Raw genomic sequence first — 21,687 nt, 5'->3', positions numbered from 1 at the left:
GCGGCCGGTGTCGCTCGGCTAATCGCCGGTCCGGGCTGGACCTTCGGACTACCGCCAGGGCTGACGACGCGATCGCCAGACGAGGGCCGTGTTACGGATGGCGAGATCGGCAGCGGCCTACACCGAGGCGGCCATGGTCGGCACGGCAATAGGCGCGTCAGGTGTTCGTGTCGCCGAATTCGCGTACCCCGTCGACGTCCAGCGTGATCCGGTCGTTCTCGGTCCACCGGCTGGTCGCGGCGAGCCAGCTCGGGTCGTCGCGTTCGTCGATGTTGCTCCAGCTGTGCCGGTGGTGCCGTAGCTGGATCGGTCCCGTCGACTGGCCCGGCGCGAGCGTGCCGTCGGTGAAGGTCAGCTCCACCCAACCGGGGACCGGTGTTCCCGGGACCGGGTACGGCGGCGCCGGCGTCGTCATCGCCCCGGGTGGCCCGCCGGGCGGGATGAAGAACTGCACGCTCTGCTGGATCCGGTCGCAGCCCAGTGCGGCCCAGTCGCAGTTCGGCACCAGTGAGGTGTTGCCGCCCTCGAAGCGCAGGTGGTAGCGCACCTGCACCGTGGTCAGGTCCAACGGCCCGGTGCCGGTGTTTGTCACCTTCAGGAGATGCTGGATCTGGTTGTTCGTCGGTGACCAGTCCAGGTTGAGGTAGCTGACCGTCGCGCGGCCGGCCGCGGTCCGCACGGTGGTGGTGGGCGAGGTGTCCGAGTAGCCGCCGAGCGCGCGGGCGGCAACCCCGATCCGGTACGTCGTGCCGGGCGCGAGGTCGGTCAGCGTGATCGTGGTGTCGGTGGTGGAGCCGAGGAAGCGGTACGTGTTCGGCCCCAGCGGCACCTGCACCTCGTAGTTGATCGGCTGCTCCGACCCGGGCTCGACCCAGGCTGAGGGCGCCCAGCTGAGCGTGAGCTGATGTGGTTCGTTGGCGACCACCACCGGGGTGCCGGGGGTGCTGATCGCCGGGCCGTCGGCGCGGGCGGCGTTCACGGCGAGCAGGCTCGCCAGCGCGGCGAGGGCGATGGTGGCGGTGACGCGGCGAGCAGGCATAGGCGAATGGTATGCACGGGCATCGATGTATGTGCATCGTCCGTCAGGCCAGTGACGCCGGGAACGGATCCAGTCCGTTACGCGACGTAGTCGGCTTGGAGATAATGCCTGGTCGCGCGGCTACATAGCGTGAACCCGTCATTACGAACGGCCTTGACGTCGGCGTCGCACCTGCCGCCCCGTCCGGCCTCAGACGGGAGAAACACATGCGTGCTCAGAACGAAACCCGCCGGTTCGGCGCCCGAGTGTCCGTACTCGTGCTCGGTCTTGTCGCGACCGGAGCGGTGCTCGTCCCGGCGAGCCCGGCGTCCGCCGCGGTCCCCGGTCTGGTGCGGGTCGCCGCGACCAGCGTCAACAACTCGGCCGACTTCCACAGCGTCACGGCGACCTGCCCGGTCGGGAAGGTGTTGACCGGCACCGGCTACGAACTCAACGGCGTGACCGGTGAAGGTGTGGTCGACGACCTGCGCCCCAACGGCGGCGTCGCCACGGCACCGACCGCGGTCACCGTCGGCGCCTACGAGACCGAGGCGTTCGCGGGGAACTGGTCGGTGACGGCGTACGCGATCTGCGCCAACCCGGTGGCCGGCCTGGTCCGGGTGGCCACGACCAGCGTCAGCAACTCGGTCGACTTCCGCAGCGTCACCGCGACGTGCCCGGTCGGGAAGGTGTTGACCGGCACCGGCTACGAGCTGAACGGCGTGACCGGCGAAGGTGTCGTTGACGACTTCCGGCCCAACGGTGGCGTCGCCTCGGCGCCGACCGCGGTCACCGTCGGCGCGTACGAGTCGGACGCCACGGCCCTGAACTGGTCCGCCACCGCGTACGCGATCTGCGCCAACCCCCTCGCGGGCCTGGTGCGCACCTCAGCGGTGGGGGCCAGCACCTCCCTCGACTTCCGCAGCGTCACGGCGACCTGCCCGGTCGGGAAGGTGCTGACCGGCGCCGGCTACGAGCTGAACGGGGTGACCGGCGAGGGCATCGTGGACGACTTCCGCCCCAACGGTGGCCCCGCGACCGCCCCGACGTCCGCCGCGTCCGGCGCGTACGAGGAGGACGCCTTCGCCGGAAACTGGTCAGACACGGCGTACGCCATCTGCGCCACGCCGTAGAACCCAGTCAGCCGGTGCAGCCGCCCTGCGAAACGCGGGAGCCGCTGCACCGGCTGAGTGGTCGGCTCAGGAGCCGCCCTGACGCTGGATCCGCCCGTCGCCCGAGACCTTGGCCCGGCCCAGGTCGCGTTCGGTGCCGGCCGGGCCGGTAGCGGTACGGCGGTGCCGTTGGTCGGGCGAGTGCTCCACGGTCGAGCCCTGGCGGCCGGGAGCGCCGCTGCCCGGATGCCGCCGGCCTCGCGCCGACTCGCCGCCGTTGTCGTGTTTGTTCTGCTTGTGGCTACCCATGGACCGCGCGTACCCGGTCACTGTGCGGCTAGTCCTGAGCCCCCGTCAGCTCCAGTGCCGCTCCGGGAGCGAGCGGAGTCACGGATTCTCGACGGCCACGCCCGCCGGCACATACCTGACCTCGCCCCAGCCGCTTTCCTCGGGCCAGCCGAACAACAGCAGGTGGCCGTCGGCCGGGAGCATCAACGACCCCGCCGGATGCCGGCTGCCCGGAAGCAGGAGTTCCCTGCAGTCGATACCGCGATTTGCTGTCGGCGGGCGGCAGGGGGAAGCGCACGACCATAGCGTCCGAGCCACGGAGTCCCGCGAGCGCGCGCTCCGAGGGAGGCGACCATGCAGACGACCAAGGGTGTGGAGTTACCGGGCGAGCGGGCCCCGGTCACAGTGAACGTCGACCGCTGGCGGGCGGGGCTACCACCGGAGGCATGGCCCGACTCCCTGCCAGCGAGCGGGGAGCTCTGGCGGCGCGACGTCTTCGCGGTGGCCGACGCGTACCGGGCGGGGGCCGCGAGCCCACGGCACCTACTGACGGCCGTGCTGGTCTGGGCTTACGGACCCATCGGGTACGGCCCGTGGCGCGCCGCCAGGTCGCTCGACGCCGATCCGGGCGGCAAGCGTCTGGCGTACGCGTTGGAAGAGGTGTCCAGGCCAGCGCCCGACGAGGACTCGCTGTCTACGGCGTACCGCCGCTTCCGCGACCCCGATCACGCTCGCCTGCCCTGGTTGGGGCCGGGCCTGTGCACGAAGGTCCTCTACTTCGTCGGCTACCGGCGCGGGGTGGGCGGCGTGCAGCCCCTGATCCTCGACCGGGTCGTGGCCGGCCAACTCCCTGCCGAGTCGGGTGTCGGCCGGAGTAACGGGTGGTCGTCCGAGGAATGGCTGGCCTACCTGCGGTGGGCGGCCGAGCAGGCTCGGATCAGGGGAGTGGAGCCGGACGCGGTGGAGATGGCGGTCGTGCCCGACCGGTGAGGTGACTATCGGGCCGTGCGGAGGCGGGCGTCGAGCGCGTCGAGGTCGGGGACGAACCAGATCTGCCCACCCTGGTTCGACTCGTGCACCAGCGCCCGCAACGCGGAGCTCTCCGCGAGCTGCGCCGAAATGTCGCCGACGACGGCCAGCCGCACCCGGTAGTTGACGAACTTCTGCATCACGTCGCCGGCGAAGCGGGTGCCCAGCGAGAAGAAGCGGTCGTCGAGCCGGTTGGCCGGCACGGCGACCACCTGGGCGCCGAGGAACGCCGCCCCGATCAGGTCCAGCGCGTCCTGCTCGGTGGCCACCGGCGGGCCGTCGGGGTCGCAGACCAGCACCGGCACTCCGGCGCGTTCCTGGATTTCGTCAGACATCGTGGACCTCCGGGTCGAGCAGGCCGTTGTCGGCGTTGAGCACGGCGTCGAGCAGGTGCAGCAGCTCGCCGGTGGCGGCCGGGTCACCCAGGATGATGATCTTCATGCGGTGGCGTTGCTCGTCGTACACGGTCTGCACCCGCAGCGGGTTGGCCTGGTCGTGGCCGGTGTTGGCGCTGGTGAGCACGAGCGTGCCGAGTCGGTCGGCGGCGGCTCTGTCGACGCCGTCGATCTGGACGATGCTCGACACCTCCGCCTGCCTGGTGACGCTGGGCGCGGTCGGGGCCTGTCCGGTGAGCGCATCGAGGTCGCTGGCGGCGATCCGGTACTGCTTGCCGATCCGCACGGCCCGAAGCCGGCCCGAGCGGATGTAGCCGCGCACGGTGCGTACGTGCAGGTTGAGCCGGTCGGCCACCTGCTCGACTGAGTACATTTCTTCCTTCATCGTTCCCTACCCTACCTCAATAGGGAAGCATAGGGAGTTATGGGCCGACTCGTTGGCGACATCAGCTCCAAAGGCTCCGAACCCACCTGGACCGGCGGGGGCCCCGCCAGGCGTTCGGCCGGCTAACTCCCTCGCGCTGTCGGACGGTTGCAGTACCGTCTGGAAACCATGGACGCGCGGCGCGGCGACGCCATCATCGGGCGGGATCATCCTGCGGGCCTGTTGCGCGCCGAGTTGGATCGCGCGGCCACCAGCCACGGCGGTCTCGTCTTGGTCACCGGCGAGCCGGGCATTGGCAAGACGACCCTCGTCACGTCGGCGGCCCGCGAGGCCCGGCAACGCGGCGCACTGGTGCTCGGCGCCGCCTGCTGGGATTCCGACAGCGCCCCCGGTTACTGGCCGTGGGTGCAGGTGCTGCGTGCCCTGCGGCGCTCCGCCGATGACTGGCCGGCAGCGCGACAGTCCGCGGAGCCGGCCCTCGCCGCCCTGCTCGGCCAGTCCGGCGCCGGCGGCGAGCAGGCCGGTCGCCTCGCCAGTTGGGCTGGAATCGACAGCGGCCCGGACGCCGCCGACCAGGAGGCGTTCGCGCTGTACGACGCGGTGACCGCCGCCCTGGTAGCCGTCTCCCAGCAGCGGCCGGTAGTGGTCGTCCTCGACGACCTGCACTGGGCCGACCCGGCCTCACTGCGGTTGCTGAGCTTCGCCGCCCAGCACACCTGGTTCGAGCGGCTCCTGCTGATCGGCACCTACCGCGACGCCGAGGTCGAGTCGGGCGAGCATCCGCTGCGCCCGCTGCTGATGCCGCTGGTCGCGAAGGCCACAACGATCACCCTCACCGGTTTCACCCGCGACGAGGTGGCCGCACTGATGACCCGGACCGCCGGCCGGGAGCCCGAGGCCGACTTGGTCGACGAGGTGCACCGGCGCACCGGCGGCAACCCGTTCTTCGTCGAACAGACCGCGCGGCTGTGGCACGCCGACGACGCGGTCGGCACTATCGCACCCGGCGTACGGGAGGCGGTGCGCCGCCGCCTGGCCCAACTGCCCGCCGCAGTGGTGGAGGCGCTGACCGTCGCCGCCGTGCTCGGTCGCGAGTTCCACCGTCAGGTCCTCGCGGCCTGCGTGGCCGCCCCGGCGGCGCAGGTCGATCGGCTGCTCGACCGGGCGGTGACCGCCCGACTGGTGGTCGCCCGGGGTGGTGGCCGCTTCGCCTTCGCCCACGACCTGGTCCGCGAAACCCTCTACGACGGGCTGACCGACGACGACCGGAAGGCCCGCCACGGCGCTGTCGTCCGGGCGGTCGACGACCTGCGGGAGCTCACCGACCGGCTGATCCCGGCCGACCTCGCCCGCCACGCCTACCTGGCCGGCCCCGCGCTCGACCGGGCCCGCGTGGCCACGCTGCTGGTCGCCGCCGGTCGGGACGCGTTCGCCCGGCTGGCCGGCGACGAGGCGGCGGTGCACTTTCGCCGAGCCCTGGAGGTGGTCGAAGACCGGGCACAACGAGTGCGGATCCTGATCGAGTTCGCCGAGTCGCACTATCACCACGCCGGCCGGGAAGAGGTCACTCGACTGCTGGCCGAGGCCGCCAGGCTGGCCCGTTCCCTCGACGACCCGGTGCTGCTGGCCCGGGTCGCGCTCACAGTCAACCGCTCCCGCCAGGTGGACACCGGCCAGTCGGTCGAGGCGGCAGAGCTGGTGCGCGAGGCGTACCGCCGGTTGATCGGCGAACCGGACGCCACCGCGACGGTCGGGGTTCTGGTCGCCGACCTGATCACCGCCAGCGAAACGATCGCCCGTCGAGGGCAGGACGACGAGGCGCTCACCTTCAGCCTCTGGGCCCGCCACGACACGACCTGGGGGCTCGGCACCGCCACGACCCGAGCCGCGCTCACCGCCGAAATCCGGGACGTGGCCCGTCGGACGGGCGACCGGGAGACCGAGCTGTGGGCCACCTCGCTGCGCTGGGTGGCGCTGCTGGAGCTGGGCGACCCCCGCTTCACTGAGGAGCTCACCACCTTCGTCGACGCCGAACGGCAGGGCGACTTCGCCCGGCACCGGATGGCCGCGGCCGTCGACAGCGGGATCATCGCGGCGTTCCGGGGCGACTTCGCCACTGCCGACGAGCGGTTCGCCGTCCTCACCGACCAGACCGACCCGGGCCACATCGAGTTCGGGTTCATGGGCCACCACCTGCGCTGGTCCCGGCTGCTGCTCCAGGGCCGGGTCGACGAGGCCGCCGCGCTGGTGGACGGGCTGGCCCCGATCGACTACCCCTACCGGGAGTTGCTGCGGGCGGTCACCGCGGCCGAGCGGGGCGACGGCGAGACGGCGGTCCGGCTGACCGCCGGCATCGAAGCCGCCGCCATCCGGTACCCGCGCCCGGTGTCACCGCTCTGGCTGCGGCTACGCGCGCAGGCCGCCGCCGCGTCCGCCGACCCACAGCGCTGCGACGCCGCACGGGCCGCGCTCGCCCCGCACCGGGGAGAGTGGATGGTGGCGCTCTTCGGCTGCGACGTCAGCGGTCCGGTCGACCACTGGCTGGCACTGATCGACGCCGCCCAGCAACGCTGGGACGACGCCATCGCCGGCTTCACGGCCGCCCGTGAGTCCGCCGACCGGCTGGGCTCCCGTACCTGGTCGATCATCGCCTGTGCCGGCCTCGTGAACGCCCTCGCCGGCCGGGGCCACCCGGGCGACGCCGCAGCACTGGCCGCGCTGCGCGCCACCACCGCCCAGCAGGCAGCGGCCGTCGGTATGACGCAGGTGCTGCACCGGATCGCCGAGCCGACCCCCACCGACGCGGCCGAGCAGACCGCCACCGCACGCCAAGCCGTTGCGTCGGGCCAGGCTGTCGCGTCGGGCCAGGCTCGCGGTCCCGTCGCAGCCGCCGGGCCAGGCCCGGCCGTCGCGTCGGGCCAGCTCGCCGCGCCAGGCCAGGGCGTCGGAGCGGCCAACGTCGGGCCAGGCCAGGCTTTCGGGTCCAGCCAGGCCGCGGCGGTCAAGCCAGCCGGCGAGGGGTACGAGTTTCGGCGCGACGGGCCGGTCTGGCAGCTCGCGTACGAGGGTGTGGTCGTGCACCTGCCCGATGCGAAGGGCCTGCACGACCTGCACCTGCTGCTCAGCCGTCCGGGCAGCGACGTGCCCGCCGTCGAACTCCTCGACCCGGCGGCTGGGCCGGAGTTGGTCGCCGCCCGCCGGATGGGCGCCGACCCGGTCCTCGACGACGAGGCGAAGGCCCGCTACCGGCGGCACCTGGCCCGCCTCGACGAGGAGATCGACCGGGCCGCCGCCCGCGACGACGACCAGAAGGTGTCCAAGCTGGACGCCGAACGGGGTGCGCTGCTCGACGAGCTGCGTGCTGCAGCAGGGCTGGCTGGCCGGAGCCGCCGCCTGGGCGACGAGGCCGAGCGGGCCCGCAAGACGGTGACCGCGCGTATCCGCGACACGCTCCGCAAGCTCGACGACCGACACCCGGCACTGGCGAGCCACCTGCGCGACGCCGTCTCCACCGGCACCACCTGCCGCTACCTGCCCCCCGGGCCGCTGCCCTGGCGGCTCTGAGCCCACGGCCGGCGCGACGCCTCATCGGCGTTGACCGCGGTCGGGTTCAGTCTTTGGGATCGGGGCCGGGTTCCAGGACTCGGGCGAGCCAGTCGGCCTGGGTGCGTCGTGCCGCGTCGGAGACGCGAACATGTGGGAACAGCGCCGAGAATCCGTGGAAGCCGCCGGCCCACAGGTGCAACTCGGCCTGGCCGCCGGCGGCCCAGATCCGGGTCGCGTAGGTGACGTCCTCGTCGCGGAACACTTCGGCGGTGCCAGCGTCGATGTAGGTGGTCGGCAGACCGGACAGGTCGTCCGCCAGCGCGGGTGAGACGTAGGCGGAGACGTTCTGGTCGGTGTGCTCGCCGAGGACGCTACGCCATCCGAACTCGTTCATCTCCCGGGTCCACACGCCGTCCAGTCCGCTGTACTGACGGCTGGAGGTGGTGTCGTTGCGGTGGTCGAGCATGGGGCACGACAGCAACTGCGCGGCGATGGTCGGGGTGCTGCGGTCGCGAGCCATCAGCGTGACTCCTGCCGCCAGGCCACCTCCGGCGCTGGCACCGGCTACGACGATACGGGCCGGGTCGATGCCGAGGTCCACGGCGTTCTCGGCGACCCAGCGCAGGCCCTGGTAACAGTCGTCGACCAGAGTCGTGCCGGTTGCCTCCGGGGCCAGCCGGTAATCCACGGAGATCACGACGGCGCCGAACCGGTCGAGCCATTCCAGCGGGACATCGATGTTCGAGTAGCGGTCACCCCACATCATCCCGCCGCCGTGGATCCAGTAGACGCAGGGTGCGCCGGCGGCACGATCGGTGGGGCTGACGATGGACAGCGGGATCGGTGTTCCGTCAGTGGCGGGAACGGTGACCTCGCGCCGCTCGACCGCACGGCCTTCCAGGTGGCTTTCGATCGATGGTTGGGGAAAGTGGCGCAGCTGTTCGATCACCTCGGGGCCGAGGGGCGGCATGGGCGGCAATTCGGTCAGGGGTACGAGCAACTCAGGGTCGATGCCCGGTCGGGGGAGGTTCATCAGAGTCCTTTCGCTGATACGGCTCGGGGTGGCGGGGTGCGGTCGCTGGCTCAGAAGGTCGCCTTGCCGCCGATGGGCACCGCGTCGGTGTACGTCGAGTCGCCGGCCAGCAGCGGCTGAAGCTTCGCGACCAGGGCCTGCGCCTGCTCCCCGGCGAAGAACTCGCTGTGCGCGTCGGCGCTGGTCCAGCCTTCGATGACGTGGACGACGTCACGGTCGGAGGCCGAACGGGCCACGAGGAAGACGACGCAGTCGTCGTGGGGCAGGGACGGCGCGGCGAGCAACAGCTTGATCAGTTCGTCGGCCTTTCCCGGCTGAGCGGTCATGGTGGCCTGGAACCCGTGGTGAACGGTCATCGGAGTGACTCCTAATCGTCGAGCTCTTGCTGTGCTCTCGGAGAACTGACACTTCAATCAGAGCATCGCCAACAGCCCAAACGTTAGAAAGATGCTCCCCTGTACTTGCCTGATCCTCTCTTTGTGACGAGCATCGGACATGTGCTTCAATCGGGTCGTGTACCTCGATGAGCTTCGGGCGTTGCTGGCCCGCCACGCCCGTCCGGACATGTCCACCGGCATCGACGGGGTGCTGATTTCCAAGGTCGAGCGGCAGACCGAGCCGAGCACGTCGATGTCGGGCACCGTGCTGGCGCTCATCGCGCAAGGCGCCAAAAAGATGGCGCTGGGCGACCGCGTGTACGAGTACCGGGCCGGTCAGTACCTTGTCGCGTCGGTCGATCTGCCGGTCACCGGCCGATTCACCCAGGCCAGTGCCCACTCACCGGCTCTGGGGTTTGGGCTGGTGCTCCACCCGGCCACGGTCGCTGAGTTGCTGTTGCAGGCGGCGCCGGGCGACCTTCCGCCCCTGCCGGGCGGGACACCGTCCGGGATGGTGGTCAGCGACGGTCCCGACGAACTCGGCGACGCGGTGGTCCGATTGCTTCGGCTACTGGACCGGCCCCGGGACGTCACGGTGCTCGCGCCCCTGATCAAGAGGGAGATTCTCTGGCTGCTGCTCAGCGGGGAGCAGGGTGCCGTGGTCCGGCAGCTCGGCCTGGCCGACAGCAGCCTCAGTCACATCGCCCGGGCGGTGCGGTGGATCCGCGACCACTACGCGGAGGCGTTCCGGGTGGAGGATCTGGCGCGCCTGTCCGGGATGAGCGTGTCGGCGTTCTATCGGAACTTCCAGGCGGTGACCGCCATGAGCCCGATCCAGTTCCAGAAGCAGATCCGGTTGCAGGAGGCCCGGCTCCTTCTCGCCACCCACCCCAACGACGTCACCGGGGTGGGAATCCGCGTCGGTTACGAGAGCCCGTCGCAGTTCAGCCGTGAATACCGTCGCCAATTCGGCGCGCCGCCCAGCCAGGACGTCGCCCACCTGCGTGGCGTCACCCGGGCCGGGGTACCGGCGGTCGTCTGACCGCTGGCTTCACCCGACTCTCACGACGGGGCGCCGCCACAGCCGTGGCGGCGCCCCGTCGACCGGGACCTGGGTCAGCGGCGGTTGTACCTGTACATCGTCAGGGTGCCGAAGACTAGGACGAAGCCGGCGCTCCACAGCAGCAGCCACATCGTGGCCGACGGGTCCGAGTCGCCGCTCATCGCTCCGCGGATCGCTGCCACCAGTTGCGTCACCGGGTTGACCTTCACGAACGCCTGGAGCCAGCCGGGCATGGTGCTCGGCTCGACGAAGACGTTGCTCAGGAACGTCAACGGGAACAGCACCATCATGCTGACCCCCATCACCGACTTCTCGCTGCGCAGGATCAGCCCGAAGAAGGTCCACACCCAGGAGAACGCGAACGAGAAGATCACCAGCAGGCCGATCCCGGTGGCGACCCCGACCACGCCGCCCTCGGGGCGGAACCCGAGGACCAGCCCGAGGCCCAGGATCACCACGGCGGCGAGGATGTAGCGCAACACGTCGCCGAAGATCATGCCGACCAGGGCGGCCGGGCGCCAGACGGGCAGCGTCCGGAACCGGTCGAAGATGCCCTTCTCGATGTCGGTGTTGAGGCCGATGCCGGTGTACATGGTGATCATGACGACGCTGGTCACCATGATGCCGGGCAGGAAGAACTGAAGGTACTCGCGCGGGCTGCCGGCGAGGGCGCCACCGAACAGGTACGTGAACATCAGCACCATGATGATCGGGAACGCGGTCACGTCGAAGAGTTGCTCCGGCACGTGCTTGATCTTCAGCATGGCCCGCCAGCCGAAGGTGAGTGACGCGCCCAGCGCGCTCGGCCGGGGCGGTCGGGCACCGGGCGCGAGCACTGTCGCCAGCGCCTCGGCGGACGGGACGTAGACGGACGGCGCCCGTTCGGTAGTGGCGGTCGTGGTGTCGCTCATCGGGCTGCCTCCAGCTCGTCGTCGCGTTCGTCGGTCGGCACGGCGGGGTGGTCGGTCAGGGCCAGGAAGACCTCGTCCAGGCTCGGCTGGCCGAGGGAGAAGTTGTCGACCACGATGCCGGCACGGGCCAGGTCGCTGAGCGCCCGAGCGGCCTGGGCGCTGGCGTCGAGGTCGGTGCCGGCCTCGCCGACGCGGGCGGTCAACGCCACCGGATCGGCGGCGAGCTGCACCGGCACGTCGAGCGCCTCCCGGAGCACCCGCTCCGCCTCGGGGCGCTGTGCGGGGTCGCGCAGGCGCAGGTGGACGGTGCCGGAGCCGATCGACGACTTCAACTCGCCAGGGGTGCCCTCCGCGATCACCCGGCCGTGGTCGACGACCGCGATCCGCCCGGCGAGCTGGTCGGCCTCGTCGAGGTACTGGGTGGTCAGCAGCACCGTCGTGCCGTGCGACACCACCGCCCGGACGATCTCCCACACCTGGTTGCGGCTGCGCGGGTCGAGACCGGTCGTCGGCTCGTCGAGGAAGAGCAGGTCCGGGGTGTTCAGGATGCTGGCGGCGATGTCGATGCGTCGCCGCATCCCACCCGAGTACTTCTTCACCTGGCGGTCGCTCGCCTCGGTCAGACCGAACGCGGCCAGCAGGGCCGCCGCGCGCTCCCGGGCGGCCGGCTTGCGCAGGCCGAGGAGGCGGGCGAGGAGCACCAGGTTCTCCGTACCGGTCAGGTCCTCGTCGACGGAGGCGTACTGGCCGGTGAGGCTGACCCGGGAACGGACCTTGTCGGCCTCGGTGACCACGTCGTGTCCGAAGACCCGGGCCGAGCCGCCGTCGGGTCGCAGCAACGTGGCGAGCACCCGGACCGCTGTGGTCTTGCCCGCGCCGTTCGGGCCGAGCAGGCCGTAGACGGTGCCGGCGGGTACCTGCAGGTCGATGCCGGCCAGCGCCTGGGTGTCCCCGAACGAGCGGGTGAGCCCCTCGGCCTCGATGGCCAGACCGGTGGTGCGTCTACTCATGATCCTTACCTTTCGTGTGGGCGTGTTCAGGAGACGTAGGGCCGTGCCGCCCGGCCGTCGCGTAGCGCCAGACCCCACCAGCGCAACTGGTCGAGCAGGACGCCGACGTCGCGCCCCAGCTCGTCGGTGCACTGGGCGGTCGGTTCGCCGCCGAGCAGGTCGATCCCGACGACGTCGCGCACAGTCGTCGCGTGCAGTGCGGTGAAGACGGTACGTAACTGGTCGACCGCGTGCAGTCCGGTGGACCGGCAGCCGTACGACACGAAGCCGACCGGTTTGGCCTGCCACTCGTCGTACGCGTAGTCGATGGCTTCTTTCAGGGGTGCCGGGAAGCTGTGGTTGTACTCGGGGGTGACCACGACGAACGCGTCCGCCCGGCCCACCTCGCGGACGAACGCCCGGATGGACGCGGTCGGCTCGGCGGGGTAGGCGGCCGGGAAGTCGTACTCGGTCAGGTCAACGACCGTCACCGTCAGGTCGTCGTGACGCGCCGCCTGCTCGACGAACCAGTGGGCGAGCCGGTCGCCGACCCGCCCCTCCCGGGTGCTGCCGACGATCACGGCGATCCGCAACGGTGTCATGGCCACCCCCCTTCCATCCTGAAGGCGCGAGGTGACGACACGCGTCCGCTAGATCCGATCTAGCGGGCCCGGTTTCGGGGCGGAATGTCGGTGGGATCGGCTTGACTGGGTCGACGAACGGGGGGCGGAATGGCACAGGTACGCATCGAGCCGTGGCACGAGGACGACCTCGACCTGCTGCGGCAGCTCAACTCACCGGACACCCGCAGGCACACCGGCGGCCCGGAGACCGACGAGCAGGTGCTCGCCCGGCACGACCGGTACGTGCACTTCTCGGGCACGGAGCAGGGCTGCATGTTCACGCTGGTGCTGCCGGACGGGGCGCGGGCGGGCAGCGTCGGCTACTGGGCCCGCGAGTGGCGCGACCAACCGGTGTACGAGCTGGGCTGGGCGGTGCTGCCCGCGTACCGGGGGAGGGGCCTGGCCACGGCGGCGGTGCGCGCGGTGCTGGACGTCGCCCGCGCGCGACGGGACCGGCACTACGCCCACGCCTACCCCTCCGTCGACAATCCCGCCTCGAACGCGGTGTGCCGCAAGGCCGGCTTCACGCTGCTCGGCGAGACCGGTTTCGAGTACCCGCCGGGGCAGATGATGCGTGCCAACGACTGGCAGCTCGACCTGACCGCCCCACCGGCCGGGAGTTGAGGCCGGCGGGGCGGCTGGTGACAGGTCACCAGGTGGTGTCGAGGCGGTGCCGTTGCTCGGCGGTCAGCTCCAGGTCGACCGCTGCCAGGCTCTCCTCCAGTTGCGCCACTGACGAGGCGCCCACCAGCGGGATGGACGACAGTTCACCGCCCAGCAGCCAGGCGAGCACCACCTGGTTGACAGTGGCGCCGCTCTGCCCGGCCACCTCCCGCAGCGCGGCCAGCCGTCGGGGCGCGCTCGGCAGGTCGTACGCCGAGCTGAGCGGCTTGTCCGCCCGGGTGAACGCCCCCTTGAGCAGCGGTGAGTACGCCACCAGGGTCAGTGTGGGCTCGGCTCGCAGGTAGCTGAGCAGGTCACCGCTGACGCCGCCCGGCTCGCCGTCCGGGTCCAGTTCGCTGATCAGGTCGGTGCGGTTCGGCAGGTAGCTGCGGTGGTACTGGAGCACCTCGTACCCGGGCAGGCCGGCGGCGGCGGCCAACGCGCGGGCCCGCTCCACCCGCCAGGCCCGGTGGTTGCTGGCGCCCAGCAGACCCACAGTGCCCTCGGCGACCAGTTCGGCGAAACCCTCCACGGTTTCCTGGAGGGGCACGGTCCGGTCCTCGATGTGCGCGTAGAGCAGGTCCAGCCGCTCCACCCCGAGCCGTTCCCGGCTGCGCTCCGCGGACTCGCGGATCACCTTGGCGGAGAGGCCCTCGGCGTTGTCCAGGTAGCTGGTCCCCGGGGCCAGCGGTCGGGCGCCCAGCTTGGTGGCGATGACGATCTCGGCGCCGACTCCCCGGCTGCGCCGCCACCGGCCGAGCAACTCCTCACTCTGCCCGCCCTGCCCGCCGTCCACCCAGAACGCGTAGTTGTCCGACGTGTCGATGAACGTGCCGCCGGCCTCGACGTACCGGTCGAGGATCGCGTACGAGGTGGCCTCGTCGGTGGCGCTGCCGAAGAGCATCGCGCCGAGGCTGAGCACGCTGACCTCGCGCCGGGTCGCCGGGTCGGCGCCGATCGTGCGGTACCGCATGGTGTCTCCTCTCGTGCGCCCTACCGGTGGGCGCACGACTCACAGTGCCGGCTGGAGCGCACTCCAGGTCAAGCGCCCAGTCACCAGGGCAGCACGCCGTACCCGCCGCCGGCGTCCATCTGGAAGCCCCAGAGCAGCCCGTTCGGCCCGTCGGCCGGCAGGGTGGCCAGGTGCACGCTCACCTCGGCGCCCTGCTCGGCGGTGCGGAAGCCGCTGTTGCCGTTCAGGTCGGTGGCGCAGTAGCCAGGGTTCGCTGCGTTCACAGTGATCGGGGTGTCGTGCAACTCCTTGGCGTACATCGCGGTGAGCATGTTCAGCGCCGCCTTCGACGACGGGTACGGCACTGAGGTCAGCTCGAACAGCGCGCCGGCCGGGTCGGTCATCACCGCGATCGAGCCGACCTCGCTGGAGACGTTGACGATCCGGGCAGCCGGTGCCCGGCGCAGCAGCGGCAGCAGCGCGTTGGTCACCGCCACCACCCCGAAGACGTTCGTCTCGTACAGCCGGCGCAGCGTCTCCACTGTCGTCTCGCTCGGCAGCCCCCGTGCGCCGTCGGCGAGGATGATGCCGGCGTTGTTGACCAGCACGTCCAGCCGGCCGTACTCCGTCTCCACCCGCTTCGCGGCGGCCGTCACCGACTCGGCGTCGGTGACATCGAGCGGCAGGAACACGGCGTCCGCGCCGCCGTCGCGCAGCTCCCGCTCCGCCGCCCGCCCCCGCTCGGCGTCCCGGGCGCCCACCAGCACTGTCATCCCGAGGGCGCCGAGCTGCCGGGCGGTGGCGAAGCCGATCCCCTTGTTGGCCCCGGTGATCAGGGCGATCATGTTCGTCATGCCGTCGAGCCTCGCCGGGCTGGCCGCGCCCCGGGAGAGACGGGCCGAGGCTGGGACCGGCGGTACCACCCTCACCGGCCCGGCCCGGGGCATGCTGGGGGCATGACGAACAGCGGCCTGCGTCGTGACGAACTGGCGGCGTTCCTGCGCACCCGCCGCGCCCGCCTGAGTCCCGCCGAGGTCGGGCTCCCCGAGGGCGAACGCCGACGCACCCCGGGGCTGCGCCGGCAGGAGGTGGCCCAGCTCGCCGGGATGTCGATCGACTACTACATCCGGCTGGAGCAGGGCCGCGGGCCGCACCCGTCGCGGCAGGTGCTTGCCGCGATGGCCCGGGCGCTGCTGCTCAGTCGGGACGAGCGCGAGTATCTGTTCCGGATCGCCGGGGAGAATCCGCTGCCGGCCGGCGGGCCGAGCCGGGAGGTGACCCCCGGGCTGCGGCACCTGATGGACGCGATGACCGAGACTCCGGCGTACCTCGTCGACGCCGCGTACCAGGTGTTGGCCTGGAACCGGCTGGCCACGTACTTCATGGGCGACCTCTCGACCGTGCCGGACGCGGACCGCAACATGATCCGCTGGACCTTCCGGCGTCCGGTGACCGACAGCCACTGGAACGACGCCGAGACCATCTGCTTCGTCCGCAGCACAGTGGCGGACCTGCGGGCCGCCTACGGCCGTTACCCGGCCGACCCGGCGATCCGCGAGCTGGTCACCGAGCTGCTCGGCACGTCGCCCCGGTTCGCGCGGCTCTGGGCGGAGCACGACGTCGAAGAACGCCGCCCCATCGTCAAGCGGGTGCCGCACCCCGAGCTGGGATCGTTGGAGTTCGAGTGCCGGGTGCTGCACGTTCCGGAGACCGACCAGCGGATGATCGTCTACGTCCCCGAGCCCGGCTCGCCCACTCAGGCGGTGTTCCGCCGGCTCGCCGAGCGCGTCGCGCCCTGACCTGACCGGCAGCCGACCAGCCCGTCCCCGTGGTCGGACCGCCGGTAGAGCACGCGGTGCCGCTCCCTGCTGCGCACCACCAGACCGGAGCGCAGCAGCACCCCCAGGTGGTAGGAGACGGTGGCCGGTGCCAGCCGGTGCCGCTCGCTGAGCTGCCCGGTGGACCGGGGTACGTCCAGGTCCGCCAGGATCGCCGCCCGGCTCGCACCGACCAGGTCACCGAGCCGACCCGCCCGGCGCTGGTCCGTTGGCCCGGCGCCGACCGGGTAGACCAGCACGGCGTTGCCCTCGTCGCAGAGCTGGGTGGACACCTGGGGCCAGGCCAGCGCCGACGGCGCGAGCACCAGCTCCGCGCCGGTCAGCGCCGTGGTGATCCGGTACGAGCTGTCGATGGTCAGCGACCTGCCGGTCCAGCCGACCTTCGGGTGCAGGCCGTTCAGCATGCTGCCCACCCCGGCGGTGGCCATCGCGGTGGCCCGCACGGCCAGTTCGGCCTCCAGCGTGGCCCGCACCGCCGGCCACTGCTCGGCGAGCGAGGTCTGCCAGAAGTGCCGCAGCCCATCGGCGACCCGCCGGGCGAGGGTGCCGTCCTCGACGGCCGCGCGGACCCGCGTCGGCAGCGGGCCCGCCGGGAACCGCTCGGTCACCTGCGTCGCCACCTCGTTGGCCGGGGTCGCCGCCATGACCGCCAACTGCTGCTCGAAGATCGCGTCGAGGGGGCCCAGCGGCGGCTTCGGCGTGAGCAGGTCCGGCGTGTACCCGACCCGGCCGGGCGGGGTCACCAGCTCCGCGACCAGGGCCACGTCGGGGTGTCGCAGCGCGGCGCGGGCGGCCGGACCGGGATCGCCGTGCACCGGATGCCCGAACCTCGAGAGCGCGGCCCGCAGCCAGGACGTCACCTCCCAGGCCGGCGAGATCGCCAACCGGAGCCGGGCAAGGCTCGGGCCGTCCAGATGCGTGACCATCACAGCGCGGATCGTACAAGCGGTGGCATCGATGCGCCGTCCGCATTCGAGCTGGTTCGAATCACTGGCCCACTGCGTGGCGGGCCGGGTTGGCTGCGCTGCACGACCACTCGTCCGAAGGAGAATCCCGATGCCTCCACCCGCCTCCGCCCGTTCCGCCGGCCGGCTCGGCCGCACGATCGCCCTGCTCGGGCTCACCGCCGGACTGCTCGCCGCCGCTCCGGCCGCGGTGTCGGCAGCCACCCCCGGCCCGGGCGACACCACAACCGGGGACGCGGCGGACCGCGGCTGCGAGCGCGCCTTCGACCGTGCCGTCCGGGCGTACGTGGAGACCACCGAACGGCGCGACCTGGACGGCTTCGCCGCGCTGCTGCACCCCGAGGTCACCTCCGTCTTCGCCTCCGACGGGGAGGTGCTCGACGGCAAACGGGCCACAGTGGACTGGCTGCGCGGGTTCTTCGCCGACGACTCGTGGACCCAGTCCTTCAGCGTGGCGAAGCAAACTGTGGTGGGCTGCCGGACGGGCTTCGTGCTGTTCGACTCCGTCTACGCGGTGCCGGCCACCGGCACCAGGGTGCCGCTGCTGATCGGGGTCAGCTACACCTACCAGCACGGCCGGTGGCTGGTGCTGCAGAACCAGGACTCCGTGGGCCGCGTCTGACCACGGAGGCTGGCAAGGGTCGCCAGCCGGGGGAGAGGCGGGGCGGGCGCGCCAGCAGCGGCGACCGCCCCGCGGCGGCGTTCAGGCGGCCTTCTCCAGGGCGGCCACCGCGAGTGGAGCGATCTTCGCGATCAGCGCGCTGCCGGCCGCCAGGTCGCCGTTGCTCGCCGCGGCGTCCACCTCCATGACGAAGTTGCCGCGCACCAGGACGAGGGTGCACTGGTGCCGGGTCGCCTTCCCGCTCAGCCGCTCGCAGAAGGTGATCACGTCCGGGCCGTCCGGCAGCGGCGGGGGCGACGGCCGCAGGACCGTCGACGTGCGCCCGTCGTCGGGCACCTCGTACCGCTTGCAGGTCGCGAGGACCGACCGCAGTTCGTCGGCGAGCTTGCGGCCGGGCACCTTCAGGTAGCCGACCACGTACTGCCGGACCCACACGGAATCGCCGTCCCAGATCCGCTCCCGGTAGGCGGTGCGCTTGATGTCCGACGGCAGGCTCGCCCTGCACAGGGATATCAGCTTCCACGCCTCGGTGTTCTCGTCGGTGTACTGCGCCGTCTCCGGATGGAACCGGGCGTCCAGGTTCAACATCGCCGCCGTCACCCGGCTGCGGACCTCGCCGGTGGAGGCCGGCGCCGGGCGTGGCTTCGGCGGAGTGGGCGAGGCCGACACTGCCGGCGCGTACCAGCGGGGGGCCTCGGCGGCCTGGCTCGGCGCGCAGGCCGCCGGCCCGAGGAGAAGCAGCGACAGCAGAGCCAGTGTGGTGCGGCGGAACGACATTGCCGGGGACGGTCCTTTCACGCGAAAGGGGGCCCCACTGGGCCCCCTTTCTCCGAGCGCCGTCGCCGGCCCACGCGTTACGCGGGCAGGTAGGCGAAGGTGTCCGGGTTCGGGCCCTGCCGGCCGGCCTCGCCCTTGTCCAGCACGGTGATCCGCTCCATCGCTGCGTCGTCCAGCTCGAAGTCGAAGATCCGGGTGTTCTCCTCGATCCGCTTCGGGGTGGTCGACTTCGGGAAGATGATGTCCCCGCGCTGCACATGCCAGCGGAGCACCACCTGCGCCGGGGTCCGGTCGAGCTGCTCGGCGATGTCGACCACGGTCGGGTCGTCGAGCACCTTGCCCTGGGCGATGGGCGACCACGCCTCGGTGAGGATGTTGTGCTCCCGGCCGTAGGCGCGGACCTCGTCGTTGGTGAAGTACGGGTGTGCCTCGATCTGGTTGACCGCCGGCACGACGCTCGCCTCGGCGGCCAGCCGCTCCAGGTGCGACACCTGGAAGTTCGACACGCCGATCGAGCGGGCCCGGCCGTCGCGCTGGAACTCCTCCAGCACCTTCCAGGTCGAGACGTAGTCGCCGTCGTACAGGGTCGGCAGCGGCCAGTGGATCAGGAACAGGTCGATGTAGTCCATCTTCAGCGCCGCCAGCGTCGAGTCGAACGCCCTGCGGGCGTCGTCGGGACGGTGGAAGGCGTTGTTCAGCTTGCTGGTCACGTAGACCGAACTCCGGTCGAGGCCGGACACGCGTACCGCCTCGCCGACTTCGGCCTCGTTGCCGTACATCTCGGCGGTGTCGATGTGCCGGTAGCCCACCTCGAAGGCGGTGGTCACCGCGGCGACGGTGTCCTTCGGCTCGATCTGGAACACCCCGAAGCCGAGCTGCGGAATGGTGGTGCCGTCGTTCAGGCTGATGTCGGGAATCGTGAGTGCCACTGCGGCTCCTTCGCGTCTTCGTTTCCTGTCATCCATACCCGGGTGGGTGGGCGATTCACCGCCCAACCGGGCGTGACGAACGCAACGGCCGGTCGGTTCACCCGGTCGTGTCGAACAGCACCGGCCACGGCCGTGCCGCCGGCACCGACGTCGCTGACGTCGCGGGGGCGGAGGGCTCGGCGTCGGCCAGCACCTCCGCGGCGAGTTGGCCGAACATCGCCGCCGCCGGGTGCGCCGACCGGTCCGGCCAGGCCGCCGAGGTGCGCTTGGTCAGCGGCGCGTCGCTGATCGGCCGCCAGGCCATCCGGGGTTCCCGGCGGGCCACCGCCGCCGGTTCCACAGCCACCCCGCCTCCGGCCAGCACCAGCCCGAAGAGAAATTCCGGGTTGCGGGCCGGGCGCACCCGGGCCGGGCGCCAACCGTGCTGCCGGCACACAGTGAGCAGGTGGTCGTGCCAGCCGGGGGCGGTGGCGCGGGGCGCGGCCACCAGATCCAGACCTGCCAGCGACGCGAGCGTCACCTCGCGGCCGCGGGCCAGCGGCGAGGTCCGCGGCAGCAGCACCCCCAGGGGTACGTCGACAGGGGCGCCGAACCGCAGCCCGTCCGCCGCCACCGGGTGGTGCACGAGCCCCACGTCGAGGGTCCGCTCGGCGAGCATCCGCACCTGCTCGGCAGTGGTCAGCTCGTGCAGCTCCACGTCGAGGCCGGGCGCCCGGGTGGTGAGCGCGTCCAGCAGCGAGCGCAACGTCACGGCGGGCGTCTCCGGTGGCACCCCGGCCCGGAGTACGCCCAGCTCACCGGCGCGGATCTGCCCCATCAGGCTGCGGAGTCGCCCCTCGCCGGCAAGCAGTTCCTCCGCCTCGCCGAGCAGCAGCTCACCGGCGGTGGTGAGGCGTACCTGGCGGCGGGACCTGTCGAACAGCTCGACAGTCAGCTCACGTTCCAGCCGCTGGATCGACTGGCTCAGCGGCGGCTGGGCCATCCCGAGCAGCTCCGCGGCCCGCCCGAAGTGCAGTTCGTGTGCGACCACCACGAAGTGCCGCAGGTGCCGGAGCAGATCCACGGCCGGGACCCTACGCCAGCGCCACCAGGGCGGCGCTGGATACCGTGCTGGCGTGGACGTGGAGGAACGGATCGGGGCCATCTTCGCCGCCGTCGGGGTGACGGCCAGCCTGCACGTCGTGGACGTGGACGCCGTCGACCTGGGCGCCGAGGGTGGTGGCGGCCCGGTCGGCGGCCTTCGTGAGGTCGGGGTGCGGGCCGACGAGCAGGTCGTGATCGCCTCGATCTTCAAGATCCTGTTGGTGTTGGAGTTCGCCCGGCAGGTCGAGGCCGGTCAACTGGACCCGACCGAGCGGGTGCTGGTCACCGCCGCCGACCGGCTCGGTGGGTGGGGTCTGGCCGGTTGCACCGACGACGCCGAGGTGTCGCTGCGCGACCTCGCGTACTTCGCCATGTCGGTCACCGACAACACGGCAGCCGACCTGCTGCTGCGCCGGGTCGGCCCGGACCTGCTGCCGATGCTCGCCGTCGAGCTGGGGCTGACCCGTACCCGCGTCCTCGGTGGTCCTCGGGAGCTGGTCGAGACGATGCTCGCGGACGTGGGCGCCCGGACCGAGGCGGAGTTCGCCCGGATCTTCCCCACCCTGCCGGCGGACCGGGTCCGGGCCATGCGGGTCTTCGACCCCGCGCACACCACGTCCAGCACCGCCCGGGAGATCACCCGGCTGCTCACGCTGATCTGGCGGGACGAGGCCGGGCCGGCGGCGGCCTGCGCGATGGTGCGCACCTGGATGGCCCGCCAGATCTTCTGGACCCGGCTGGCCGCCGGTTTCCCGCCCGGTGTCCGGGTCTCCGGGAAGACCGGCACCCTGCCCGGGTTCCACCTGGAGGCCGGCGTCGCCGAATATCCCGACGGCGGCCGGTACGCGATCGCCGTCTTCGCCCGCGCCGAACAGTTGACCCCGCGCCGCATCGACGTGGACCTGGCCATGGGGGAGGCCGCCCGGACAGCCGTCGAGGCGCTGCGCGGCGACTGATTTCGCGCACCTCCGAACGTCGCCGCACCCCTGATGAACAGGACCGATATCCGCTGACGTATCGAATCCGACGGTCCTTGATCTTGGACCGGCCCCCACTGCCGCTGGTTGGCTCGTGGTCGACACATCGCCC

Annotated in this window: 23 protein-coding genes; 8 read left to right on the top strand and 15 right to left on the bottom strand. The window is 71.7% G+C overall.

All coding sequences use genetic code 11. From position 1 onward, the window contains the following. Window positions 1–157: 157 nt before the first annotated feature. Window positions 158–1,039 carry a fibronectin type III domain-containing protein gene (locus tag OH804_RS22740; protein ID WP_406059380.1) on the bottom strand — a complete coding sequence of 294 codons (882 nt, stop codon included), beginning with the start codon at window positions 1,037–1,039 and terminating at the stop codon, window positions 158–160. A gap of 206 nt (window positions 1,040–1,245) precedes the next feature. Between OH804_RS22740 and OH804_RS22735 the strand changes: the two genes are divergently transcribed. Further along, window positions 1,246–2,151, top strand: a complete 906-nt coding sequence (locus OH804_RS22735; RefSeq protein ID WP_406059378.1) for a hypothetical protein — start codon at window positions 1,246–1,248, stop codon at window positions 2,149–2,151. A gap of 66 nt (window positions 2,152–2,217) precedes the next feature. On the opposite strand, the gene OH804_RS22730 is transcribed toward OH804_RS22735, so the two are convergent. Continuing rightward, a complete protein-coding gene (locus tag OH804_RS22730) occupies window positions 2,218–2,439 on the bottom strand; it encodes a hypothetical protein (protein ID WP_196921274.1) in 222 nt (73 codons plus the stop codon). A 333-nt stretch (window positions 2,440–2,772) separates the two neighbouring features. Between OH804_RS22730 and OH804_RS22725 the strand changes: the two genes are divergently transcribed. Continuing rightward, window positions 2,773–3,408 (top strand): hypothetical protein, encoded by a 636-nt coding sequence (locus tag OH804_RS22725; RefSeq protein ID WP_406059376.1) that lies wholly within the window; start codon window positions 2,773–2,775, stop codon window positions 3,406–3,408. A gap of 5 nt (window positions 3,409–3,413) precedes the next feature. Here the strand turns inward: OH804_RS22725 and OH804_RS22720 are convergent, their stop codons facing one another. Further along, window positions 3,414–3,782 carry a DUF4180 domain-containing protein gene (locus OH804_RS22720; protein WP_406059374.1) on the bottom strand — a complete coding sequence of 123 codons (369 nt, stop codon included), beginning with the start codon at window positions 3,780–3,782 and terminating at the stop codon, window positions 3,414–3,416. Further along, window positions 3,775–4,227, bottom strand: coding sequence for a helix-turn-helix domain-containing protein (locus OH804_RS22715; RefSeq protein WP_406059372.1), 453 nt, complete (start codon window positions 4,225–4,227; stop codon window positions 3,775–3,777). Before OH804_RS22715 ends, OH804_RS22720 begins: the two co-directional genes overlap by 8 nt. 168 nt (window positions 4,228–4,395) lie before the next feature. On the opposite strand from OH804_RS22715, the gene OH804_RS22710 reads away from it, so the two are divergent. Beyond that, window positions 4,396–7,791, top strand: coding sequence for an ATP-binding protein (locus OH804_RS22710; RefSeq protein ID WP_406059370.1), 3,396 nt, complete (start codon window positions 4,396–4,398; stop codon window positions 7,789–7,791). A gap of 46 nt (window positions 7,792–7,837) precedes the next feature. On the opposite strand, the gene OH804_RS22705 is transcribed toward OH804_RS22710, so the two are convergent. Together OH804_RS22705 and OH804_RS22700 are read right to left on the bottom strand one after the other, a co-directional pair. After that, entirely contained in the window at window positions 7,838–8,806 is a 969-nt protein-coding gene (locus tag OH804_RS22705) for an alpha/beta hydrolase (protein WP_406059368.1), read from the bottom strand. Between the two features lie 50 nt (window positions 8,807–8,856). Continuing rightward, complete coding sequence (locus OH804_RS22700; RefSeq protein ID WP_406059366.1) at window positions 8,857–9,162, bottom strand: putative quinol monooxygenase; 306 nt, start codon at window positions 9,160–9,162, stop codon at window positions 8,857–8,859. Window positions 9,163–9,319: 157 nt separating this feature from the next. Between OH804_RS22700 and OH804_RS22695 the strand changes: the two genes are divergently transcribed. Beyond that, entirely contained in the window at window positions 9,320–10,225 is a 906-nt protein-coding gene (locus OH804_RS22695) for an AraC family transcriptional regulator N-terminal domain-containing protein (protein ID WP_406059364.1), read from the top strand. Between the two features lie 74 nt (window positions 10,226–10,299). Here OH804_RS22695 and OH804_RS22690 read toward each other — a convergent pair whose 3' ends face one another. From OH804_RS22690 to OH804_RS22680, 3 genes are read right to left on the bottom strand one after another with little or no spacing between them, the layout of a single operon-like run. After that, window positions 10,300–11,157 (bottom strand): ABC transporter permease, encoded by an 858-nt coding sequence (locus tag OH804_RS22690; protein ID WP_196921279.1) that lies wholly within the window; start codon window positions 11,155–11,157, stop codon window positions 10,300–10,302. Further along, a complete protein-coding gene (locus OH804_RS22685; protein WP_406059362.1) occupies window positions 11,154–12,167 on the bottom strand; it encodes an ATP-binding cassette domain-containing protein in 1,014 nt (337 codons plus the stop codon). Before OH804_RS22685 ends, OH804_RS22690 begins: the two co-directional genes overlap by 4 nt. 26 nt (window positions 12,168–12,193) lie before the next feature. Beyond that, window positions 12,194–12,748, bottom strand: coding sequence for an NADPH-dependent FMN reductase (locus OH804_RS22680; protein ID WP_196921281.1), 555 nt, complete (start codon window positions 12,746–12,748; stop codon window positions 12,194–12,196). Window positions 12,749–12,877: 129 nt separating this feature from the next. On the opposite strand from OH804_RS22680, the gene OH804_RS22675 reads away from it, so the two are divergent. After that, entirely contained in the window at window positions 12,878–13,393 is a 516-nt protein-coding gene (locus OH804_RS22675; protein ID WP_406059359.1) for a GNAT family N-acetyltransferase, read from the top strand. A 25-nt stretch (window positions 13,394–13,418) separates the two neighbouring features. On the opposite strand, the gene OH804_RS22670 is transcribed toward OH804_RS22675, so the two are convergent. Beyond that, entirely contained in the window at window positions 13,419–14,405 is a 987-nt protein-coding gene (locus tag OH804_RS22670) for an aldo/keto reductase (protein ID WP_406059357.1), read from the bottom strand. Between the two features lie 80 nt (window positions 14,406–14,485). After that, window positions 14,486–15,238, bottom strand: a complete 753-nt coding sequence (locus OH804_RS22665) for an SDR family oxidoreductase (RefSeq protein ID WP_406059355.1) — start codon at window positions 15,236–15,238, stop codon at window positions 14,486–14,488. Between the two features lie 102 nt (window positions 15,239–15,340). On the opposite strand from OH804_RS22665, the gene OH804_RS22660 reads away from it, so the two are divergent. Beyond that, on the top strand, window positions 15,341–16,183 hold the full coding sequence (locus OH804_RS22660) for a helix-turn-helix transcriptional regulator (protein WP_196921285.1): 843 nt from the start codon (window positions 15,341–15,343) through the stop codon (window positions 16,181–16,183). On the opposite strand, the gene OH804_RS22655 is transcribed toward OH804_RS22660, so the two are convergent. After that, window positions 16,141–17,148 carry a winged helix-turn-helix domain-containing protein gene (locus tag OH804_RS22655; RefSeq protein ID WP_406066631.1) on the bottom strand — a complete coding sequence of 336 codons (1,008 nt, stop codon included), beginning with the start codon at window positions 17,146–17,148 and terminating at the stop codon, window positions 16,141–16,143. The genes OH804_RS22660 and OH804_RS22655 overlap by 43 nt on opposite strands. A gap of 130 nt (window positions 17,149–17,278) precedes the next feature. Between OH804_RS22655 and OH804_RS22650 the strand changes: the two genes are divergently transcribed. After that, window positions 17,279–17,809: a nuclear transport factor 2 family protein gene (locus OH804_RS22650; RefSeq protein ID WP_406059353.1), complete on the top strand. Its 531-nt coding sequence runs from the start codon at window positions 17,279–17,281 to the stop codon at window positions 17,807–17,809. 81 nt (window positions 17,810–17,890) lie between these two features. On the opposite strand, the gene OH804_RS22645 is transcribed toward OH804_RS22650, so the two are convergent. The 3 genes from OH804_RS22645 to OH804_RS22635 form a co-directional block, all read right to left on the bottom strand. Beyond that, a complete protein-coding gene (locus tag OH804_RS22645; protein ID WP_196921288.1) occupies window positions 17,891–18,586 on the bottom strand; it encodes a hypothetical protein in 696 nt (231 codons plus the stop codon). A gap of 77 nt (window positions 18,587–18,663) precedes the next feature. Continuing rightward, complete coding sequence (locus OH804_RS22640) at window positions 18,664–19,515, bottom strand: aldo/keto reductase (protein WP_406059350.1); 852 nt, start codon at window positions 19,513–19,515, stop codon at window positions 18,664–18,666. A 97-nt stretch (window positions 19,516–19,612) separates the two neighbouring features. Further along, the gene (locus OH804_RS22635; RefSeq protein WP_406059348.1) at window positions 19,613–20,578 is read right to left on the bottom strand and encodes a LysR family transcriptional regulator; all 966 of its coding nucleotides are present in this window, start codon (window positions 20,576–20,578) and stop codon (window positions 19,613–19,615) included. Window positions 20,579–20,630: 52 nt separating this feature from the next. Between OH804_RS22635 and OH804_RS22630 the strand changes: the two genes are divergently transcribed. Then, complete coding sequence (locus OH804_RS22630; RefSeq protein WP_196921291.1) at window positions 20,631–21,554, top strand: serine hydrolase; 924 nt, start codon at window positions 20,631–20,633, stop codon at window positions 21,552–21,554. Window positions 21,555–21,687 lie beyond the last annotated feature (133 nt).

It is taken from the genome of Micromonospora sp. NBC_00860 (assembly GCF_045207375.1).
Classification (GTDB): domain Bacteria; phylum Actinomycetota; class Actinomycetes; order Mycobacteriales; family Micromonosporaceae; genus Micromonospora; species Micromonospora vinacea.
This window is presented reverse-complemented; position numbering and strand designations above follow the sequence as displayed.

Excerpts from the sequence above, each read along its gene's own strand:
- OH804_RS22740 (WP_406059380.1), bottom strand. The coding sequence starts at position 1,039 with ATGCCTGCTCGCCGCGTCACCGCCACCATCGCCCTCGCCGCGCTGGCG.
- OH804_RS22735 (WP_406059378.1), top strand. The coding sequence starts at position 1,246 with ATGCGTGCTCAGAACGAAACCCGCCGGTTCGGCGCCCGAGTGTCCGTA.
- OH804_RS22730 (WP_196921274.1), bottom strand. The coding sequence starts at position 2,439 with ATGGGTAGCCACAAGCAGAACAAACACGACAACGGCGGCGAGTCGGCG.
- OH804_RS22725 (WP_406059376.1), top strand. The coding sequence starts at position 2,773 with ATGCAGACGACCAAGGGTGTGGAGTTACCGGGCGAGCGGGCCCCGGTC.
- OH804_RS22720 (WP_406059374.1), bottom strand. The coding sequence starts at position 3,782 with ATGTCTGACGAAATCCAGGAACGCGCCGGAGTGCCGGTGCTGGTCTGC.
- OH804_RS22715 (WP_406059372.1), bottom strand. The coding sequence starts at position 4,227 with ATGAAGGAAGAAATGTACTCAGTCGAGCAGGTGGCCGACCGGCTCAAC.
- OH804_RS22710 (WP_406059370.1), top strand. The coding sequence starts at position 4,396 with ATGGACGCGCGGCGCGGCGACGCCATCATCGGGCGGGATCATCCTGCG.
- OH804_RS22705 (WP_406059368.1), bottom strand. The coding sequence starts at position 8,806 with ATGAACCTCCCCCGACCGGGCATCGACCCTGAGTTGCTCGTACCCCTG.
- OH804_RS22700 (WP_406059366.1), bottom strand. The coding sequence starts at position 9,162 with ATGACCGTTCACCACGGGTTCCAGGCCACCATGACCGCTCAGCCGGGA.
- OH804_RS22690 (WP_196921279.1), bottom strand. The coding sequence starts at position 11,157 with ATGAGCGACACCACGACCGCCACTACCGAACGGGCGCCGTCCGTCTAC.
- OH804_RS22685 (WP_406059362.1), bottom strand. The coding sequence starts at position 12,167 with ATGAGTAGACGCACCACCGGTCTGGCCATCGAGGCCGAGGGGCTCACC.
- OH804_RS22680 (WP_196921281.1), bottom strand. The coding sequence starts at position 12,748 with ATGACACCGTTGCGGATCGCCGTGATCGTCGGCAGCACCCGGGAGGGG.
- OH804_RS22675 (WP_406059359.1), top strand. The coding sequence starts at position 12,878 with ATGGCACAGGTACGCATCGAGCCGTGGCACGAGGACGACCTCGACCTG.
- OH804_RS22670 (WP_406059357.1), bottom strand. The coding sequence starts at position 14,405 with ATGCGGTACCGCACGATCGGCGCCGACCCGGCGACCCGGCGCGAGGTC.
- OH804_RS22665 (WP_406059355.1), bottom strand. The coding sequence starts at position 15,238 with ATGACGAACATGATCGCCCTGATCACCGGGGCCAACAAGGGGATCGGC.
- OH804_RS22660 (WP_196921285.1), top strand. The coding sequence starts at position 15,341 with ATGACGAACAGCGGCCTGCGTCGTGACGAACTGGCGGCGTTCCTGCGC.
- OH804_RS22655 (WP_406066631.1), bottom strand. The coding sequence starts at position 17,148 with ATGGTCACGCATCTGGACGGCCCGAGCCTTGCCCGGCTCCGGTTGGCG.
- OH804_RS22650 (WP_406059353.1), top strand. The coding sequence starts at position 17,279 with ATGCCTCCACCCGCCTCCGCCCGTTCCGCCGGCCGGCTCGGCCGCACG.
- OH804_RS22645 (WP_196921288.1), bottom strand. The coding sequence starts at position 18,586 with ATGTCGTTCCGCCGCACCACACTGGCTCTGCTGTCGCTGCTTCTCCTC.